The 6,213-nt window shown below is 66.0% G+C and carries 9 protein-coding genes and 1 tRNA gene; 7 read left to right on the top strand and 3 right to left on the bottom strand.

All coding sequences use genetic code 11. From position 1 onward, the window contains the following. The 6 genes from WBF82_RS09525 to rdgB all read left to right on the top strand — a co-directional run. On the top strand, positions 1-462 hold a 462-nt coding region (locus WBF82_RS09525), incomplete at its 5' end, for a P1 family peptidase (protein ID WP_424382798.1). 12 nt (positions 463-474) lie between these two features. Beyond that, the gene (locus WBF82_RS09520; RefSeq protein ID WP_424382797.1) at positions 475-1,125 is read left to right on the top strand and encodes a rhomboid family intramembrane serine protease; all 651 of its coding nucleotides are present in this window, start codon (positions 475-477) and stop codon (positions 1,123-1,125) included. After that, positions 1,122-1,955 (top strand): glutamate racemase, encoded by an 834-nt coding sequence (murI, locus tag WBF82_RS09515; RefSeq protein WP_424382796.1) that lies wholly within the window; start codon positions 1,122-1,124, stop codon positions 1,953-1,955. Before WBF82_RS09520 ends, murI begins: the two co-directional genes overlap by 4 nt. Positions 1,956-1,978: 23 nt before the next feature. Continuing rightward, complete coding sequence (locus tag WBF82_RS09510) at positions 1,979-2,788, top strand: cyclic nucleotide-degrading phosphodiesterase (RefSeq protein WP_424382795.1); 810 nt, start codon at positions 1,979-1,981, stop codon at positions 2,786-2,788. A gap of 21 nt (positions 2,789-2,809) precedes the next feature. Continuing rightward, the gene (rph, locus tag WBF82_RS09505; protein ID WP_424382794.1) at positions 2,810-3,589 is read left to right on the top strand and encodes a ribonuclease PH; all 780 of its coding nucleotides are present in this window, start codon (positions 2,810-2,812) and stop codon (positions 3,587-3,589) included. Further along, on the top strand, positions 3,586-4,191 hold the full coding sequence (rdgB, locus tag WBF82_RS09500) for an RdgB/HAM1 family non-canonical purine NTP pyrophosphatase (protein ID WP_424382799.1): 606 nt from the start codon (positions 3,586-3,588) through the stop codon (positions 4,189-4,191). The genes rph and rdgB overlap by 4 nt, the downstream gene beginning before the upstream one ends. Here rdgB and WBF82_RS09495 read toward each other — a convergent pair. Beyond that, complete coding sequence (locus WBF82_RS09495; RefSeq protein ID WP_424382793.1) at positions 4,186-4,533, bottom strand: DUF3817 domain-containing protein; 348 nt, start codon at positions 4,531-4,533, stop codon at positions 4,186-4,188. The genes rdgB and WBF82_RS09495 overlap by 6 nt on opposite strands. Next, positions 4,530-4,919, bottom strand: coding sequence for a hypothetical protein (locus WBF82_RS09490; RefSeq protein ID WP_424382792.1), 390 nt, complete (start codon positions 4,917-4,919; stop codon positions 4,530-4,532). Before WBF82_RS09490 ends, WBF82_RS09495 begins: the two co-directional genes overlap by 4 nt. 74 nt (positions 4,920-4,993) lie before the next feature. Between WBF82_RS09490 and WBF82_RS09485 the strand changes: the two genes are divergently transcribed. Further along, positions 4,994-5,076, top strand: a tRNA-Leu gene (locus WBF82_RS09485). Between the two features lie 82 nt (positions 5,077-5,158). On the opposite strand, the gene WBF82_RS09480 is transcribed toward WBF82_RS09485, so the two are convergent. After that, positions 5,159-5,971 carry a serine/threonine-protein kinase gene (locus tag WBF82_RS09480; protein WP_424382791.1) on the bottom strand — a complete coding sequence of 271 codons (813 nt, stop codon included), beginning with the start codon at positions 5,969-5,971 and terminating at the stop codon, positions 5,159-5,161. Between the last annotated feature and the right edge of the window lie 242 nt (positions 5,972-6,213).

The raw sequence follows: 6,213 nt of genomic DNA, 5'->3' as shown, positions 1-6,213 counted from the left end.
GGCCTACCGTGGCTGAGCTACTTGGCCGACGAATTGGGTCTTGCCGCGCCGCCCGATGAACAGATCGCTGCACTCGCGGAGCTCGAATCACCGCTGAGCTCGCTGAATACCGCGGTCGCGGTGGTCGCTACCGATGCTGCGCTGAGCCCGGCCGCCTGCCGGCAGGTGGCCAGCACCGCGCACGACGGGCTCGCCCGAAGCATCCGGCCGGCGCACACCCCGGTGGACGGCGACATGGTGTTCGCCCTGGCCACCGGCGCCATCGAGGTGGCACCGCCGGCCGATACGCCGGCCGCGTTCTCGCCGGAGACGGCGCTGGTCACCGCCGTGGGCGCCGCGGCGGCCGACTGCCTGGCCCGCGCGGTGCTGGTCGGTGTGATCGCCGCGGAGTCGGTGGCCGGAATACCGACCTACCGGGACCTGCTCCCCGGAGCGTTTCAGCGTGCCGAAGGCGATCGGTGACATGCTATGGGCATGACCAGCCCCGCGAACACGCCGGCGCAACAACCGAAGAAGCGCTCCGTTTGGGTGGTCGGCGGAGCCACCATCGTGAGCTTTGTGGCGCTGCTGTATGTCATCGAGCTGTTCGACCAGCTCGATGGGCACCGGTGGGATCTCAACGGCATCCGGCCGCGAGAGGCCGACGGCCTATGGGGCATTTTGTTCGCTCCACTGCTGCATGCGAACTGGGGCCACCTCGCGGCCAACACCGGGCCGGCGCTGGTGCTGGGCTTCCTCGTTACGCTGGCCGGGTTGTCCCGGTTCCTGTGGGCGACGGCGATCGTGTGGATCGTCGGAGGCTTCGGCACCTGGCTGATCGGCAACTGGGGATCGTCCTGCGGCCTCGAGAGTGATCACATCGGCGCATCGGGGCTGATCTTCGGCTGGCTGACCTTCTTGCTGGTGTTCGGCTTCTTCACCCGCTCCGCCTGGCAGATCGTGATCGGGATAGTGGTGCTGGTTCTCTACGGCGGTGTGCTGTGGGGGGCGGTTCCGGTGCTCAACGTGTGCGGCGGGGTGTCCTGGCAGGGGCATCTCTGCGGGGGCATCGCCGGCGTGCTGGCCGCATACCTGTTGTCCAGTCCGGAACGTAAGGCGCGACTACATCGCCGTGTGCCGGCATGAGTGATGCATTAGCGCCCATCGGGGTGTTCGACTCCGGTGTCGGCGGGTTGACCGTGGCGCGCGCGATCATCGATCAGCTGCCCGACGAGGACATCATCTACGTCGGCGATACCGGCAATGGTCCCTACGGGCCGTTGACGATTCCCGAGATTCGCCGGCATGCGCTGGCCATCGGTGACGACCTCGTCGACCGCGGCGTCAAGGCGCTGGTGATCGCGTGCAATTCGGCATCCTCGGCCTGCTTGCATGACGCGCGGGAACGCTATGACGTGCCGGTCGTCGAGGTGATCCTGCCCGCAGTACGACGTGCCGTCGCCGCAACTCACAACGGCCGCATCGGCGTGATCGGCACCCAGGCCACCGTCGCGTCGGGCGCCTATCAGGATGCGTTCGCCGCCGCCCGCGACACCGAGATCACCTCGGTGGCCTGCCCGCGGTTCGTCGATTTCGTCGAGCGTGGCATCACCAGTGGCCGCCAGGTGCTCGGATTGGCCGAGGGTTATCTCGAGCCGCTGCAGCGCGCCGACGTCGACACCCTGGTGCTGGGCTGTACGCACTATCCGCTGTTATCCGGACTGATACAGCTGGTGATGGGCGAGTCGGTCACGCTGGTCTCCAGTGCCGAGGAGACAGCGAAGGAGCTGCTTCGGGTACTCACCCAACTCGACCTACTGCACCCGCACCCCGATTCCCCCGGGCCGCCCGCGCCGGGTCGGCTTTTCGAGGCCACCGGCGACCCCGAGGCGTTCCTCACCCTCGCGGCGCGGTTTTTGGGACCGGCGATCACCGGCGTCCACCCCGTCCACCGTCACGTCGCGACGCCTACCTGAGTTCCTCCCCGACGAAAGCGGGGATGTTTTCGCCAACATGGTGCTGGGCATGGCACAGTAGTGAAGTGCGAATCACCGTGCTGGGCTGCTCCGGGAGCGTCGTCGGCCCGGACTCGCCAGCATCGGGATATCTGCTAAGGGCGGCGGACACCCCTCCGCTAGTCATCGACTTCGGCGGAGGTGTGCTCGGAGCGTTGCAGCGGCATGCCGACCCGGGGTCGGTGCACGTGTTGTTGTCGCATCTGCACGCCGATCACTGTCTTGACCTACCGGGATTGTTTGTCTGGCGCCGCTATCACCCGTCGTCCCCGGCCGGCAAGGCGTTGATGTACGGCCCGAGCGATACCTGGTCGCGGCTCGGCGCGGCGTCATCGCCCTACGGCGGCGAGATCGACGATTTCTCCGATATTTTCGATATCCGGCATTGGGTCGACGGTGAACCCGTGCAAGTGGGCGCGGTCACCGTCTTGCCCCGGGTGGTCAGTCATCCGACCGAGTCGTTTGGCCTGCGCATCACCAACGGCGCTGGGGCGTCGTTCGTATACAGCGGTGACACCGGCTATTGCGACACCGTCATCGAGTTGGCCCGCAACGCCGACGTCTTCCTCTGTGAGGCGTCCTGGACGCATTCGCCCGACCGTCCACCCGACCTGCACCTGTCGGGCACCGAGGCCGGGCGGATCGCGACCGCGGCCGGGGTTGGCGAGCTGTTGCTCACCCACATCCCGCCGTGGACCTCCCGTGAGGACGTGATCAGCGAGGCGAAGGCCGAATTCAACGGCCCGGTGCATGCCGTGGTCTGCGGCGAGACGTTCAACGTCGGTCGGTCCTGACGTCGCGCTAGGGTTGGCGGCGTGTCCAAACGAGAAGACGGCCGCCTTGACGACGAGCTTCGGCCAGTTGTCATCACCCGCGGATTCACTTCGCACCCGGCAGGTTCGGTGGTGATCGAATTCGGTCAGACCAAAGTCATGTGCACGGCAAGCGCCACCGAGGGCGTGCCCCGGTGGCGCAAAGGATCCGGCTTGGGATGGGTCACCGCCGAATACGCGATGTTGCCGTCGGCCACTCACACCCGCAGTGATCGCGAATCGGTGAAGGGCCGCCTGTCTGGCCGCACGCAAGAGATCAGCCGGTTGGTCGGCAGGTCGCTGCGTGCCTGCATCGACCTTGCGGCGTTGGGGGAGAACACCATTGCGATCGACTGCGACGTGTTGCAGGCCGACGGCGGTACTCGGACCGCGGCGATCACGGGCGCGTATGTCGCGCTAGCCGATGCGGTGACCTACCTGTCGGCGGCCGGCAAGCTGTCCGATCCGCGGCCGCTGTCCTGTGCGATCGCGGCGGTCAGCGTTGGTGTGGTCGACGGCCGGGTGCGAGTGGACTTGCCGTACGAGGAAGACGCCCGCGCTGAGGTCGATATGAACGTCGTCGCCACCGACACCGGAACGTTGGTCGAGGTCCAGGGCACCGGTGAGGGCGCAACGTTCCCGCGGTCGACGCTCGACAAGATGCTCGACGCCGCACAAGGGGCCTGCGAGAAGCTCTTTGTGGCGCAACGTGAGGCGTTGGCTTTGCCGTACCCAGGTGTGCTGCCCGAAGGGCCCACGCGTGAGAAGGCGTTCGGAAGCTGACGCGTTTATTGGTCGCCAGCCGCAACCGCAAGAAACTGGCCGAGCTGCGCCGCGTGCTGGATGCGGCCGCGCTGACCGGGCTGACGTTGGTGTCACTCGACGACGTGCCACCGTTCGACGAGGCGCCGGAAACCGGTGCGACCTTTGAGGACAACGCGTTGGCCAAGGCGCGCGACGGGTTCGCGGCGACGAGGCTGCCGACCGTCGCCGACGACTCCGGCTTGGAGGTGCTCGCGCTCAACGGGATGCCCGGCGTGCTGTCGGCGCGATGGTCGGGTATGCACGGCGACGACGCCGGTAATACCGCGCTGCTGTTGGCGCAGCTACGTGATGTGCCCGATGAGCGACGTGGCGCCGCATTCGTGTCGGCATGCGCACTGGTGTCGGGGTCAGACGAAGTTGTCGTCCGCGGCGAATGGCCCGGTGCGATCGCGCGAGAGCCGCGGGGCGACGCGGGCTTCGGCTACGACCCGGTATTCATTCCGGACGGTGCGGACTGTACTGCGGCGCAACTGAATTCGGAAGAAAAGGACGCGATATCGCATCGCGGTCGGGCGCTTGCGTTATTGTTGCCGGCGCTGCGAGCGCTGGCAGACTCATAAGTCGAATTGCGCCTTGATGTTTCGGGTCTGAAAGTGCTCGACGATGATTCCGACCAGCGGAATTGTTCCGGCTAATAGCACACCGATTATCTTGGGGGCCGGCCACCGAACCTTGATCGCGAGATCGAACGCAACCAGCACGTAGATGATGTAGAAGAGTCCGTGTACCTGCGTAATCCACAGCACCGGGTGGTGGAACGCGTAATGGGAAACGAGTTCACCGCACAGAACGAGGAGCCACACACCGGTCACCCATGCCATCACGCGGTAGCGCAGCAGCGCTGGCCGGATCCGCTCGGCGGTGGCAGCACCTGCCGGACGCTGCTTTTCGGGTGTAGTCATGCGGTGGTCCTGTTCTGTTTTTGAGGTATCTCGTTGTCCGCCTTGGCCAATTCGGCGAGATACGCGTTGTATTGCTGTAGCGCGGGATCATCAGCCTTGTGCTGTGCGGGTTTGGGCCGCTCGGGCAGCAGGCCGTCCGGAACCTCGGTCATCGCGCGGTCCTTGAACGGCTCCGGCGGAGCCTCCTCGTAGCGGACGAATTTGCGGTAGGCGTACACACAGAAACCGGCGAACAGTGGCCACTGCATCGCATAGCCGAGATTCTGGAAGGTGCCGGAAGTTGACTGAAACCTCGTCCACTGCCACCAGCCCAAGGCCAGGCAACCGCCGGCCGCGAGAATCACCAGCGCAATCAGCGCGGGTCTCCGACGACGTGTAGTGGACACCCCTAGAAGGTACTCCGACGCCTGCTGTGCAGGCTCATCTGTCGGCTAGGCGGAACGGTACGATCGCTGGGCATGCGGGCGTGATGGAACGGCAGACATGCCGGCTTTAGGTGCCGGTGCTCGAAAGAGCGTGAGGGTTCAAATCCCTCCGCCCGCACTGATGCCGCGAACCGATTTGCGCAGGGCAGAGGTGGTTTTTGACGCCTCCGCCGAATAGCCGAGAAAATCGCCGTCAGCTGCTACCGCAGGGCGGCCAGCGCGTCGCTGACCTCGGCGGCGGTCGCCGGACGCGTTTCAACTGGGGCCAGGCAGCGCTGGACCAGTTCGTTTTCGGCGACGGTCAGCTTGTCCGATATCCGCGGATTTGCCGACATCACCGCGCGGATGGCTAGCATGGGCTGACCCACCGGCAGATCGCCATACAGGCCCTCCGTCGAGAGGGCCCGGTTGATCGTTGCGCCTAGAGACCAGATATCCGTTGCGCGGGAAGGGATTTTGCCCTGCAGCAGGGAGGGGTCGAGGAATTCGACGGAGGTTTCCGGTGCGAAACTTGTCACCGTCGCCGCAGAGTTGAGCACCCTGGCGAGTCCCAGATCCGACAGCTTGGCGCCGTCGGCGGTAAGCATCACGTTGTGGGGCTTGATGTCGGCGTGCACCAACCCGTGCTCGTGTAGCTCGTGGACGGCTCGCGCGGCGTGCTCGAGCGCGCGCAGGATCTCTGGTCGTGACAAAGGGCGCGTCGGCGAGGCGAGCGAGCCGATCGGGAAGTACTCCATCGCGTAGAAGAATTTGTCTTCCAGCACGACGTCGTAGATGCGCACCAGCCTCGGGGAGGGCACCGCCGCGAAGGCGCGCAACTCACGCACGCCGCGCCGATAGGCATCCGTGCTGACCGGGGCCGTGAACACCTTGACGGCCACCCGGTCGGTGGAAAGGCCAAGGCGCGTGGGTGGTTCGGCGAGGTAGAACCGGCCGTTGTTGCCTTCGCCGAGCACGCCCAGGATGCGGTAGTCGGCGATCGCGGCGGGGATGGAGTCTGTGTCGGCGGGCATCGGGGTGTCCTTAGTCGGGTGCCGACGGTTGCGGAACCGGTGCGGCGGTCAAGCTGATTATGGTGCACTGTTGGCCGTGATATCGGTCTTCCCGTATGTCATGCTCGACATCGCGGTGATCGTCGCGCTGGCGCGCGTGTTCGGGTGGGTGGCGCGCAGGTTCCGCCAGCCCGCGGTGATCGGCGAAATTGTCGCGGGGATCGCTCTCGGCCCGAGTCTGCTAGGCCTGTTGCCCGGCCACC

It is taken from the genome of Mycobacterium sp., from assembly GCF_049673265.1.
Lineage (GTDB): Bacteria > Actinomycetota > Actinomycetes > Mycobacteriales > Mycobacteriaceae > Mycobacterium.
Note: the sequence above shows the minus strand (reverse complement) of the source record. Positions and strands in the feature narration are given on the sequence as shown.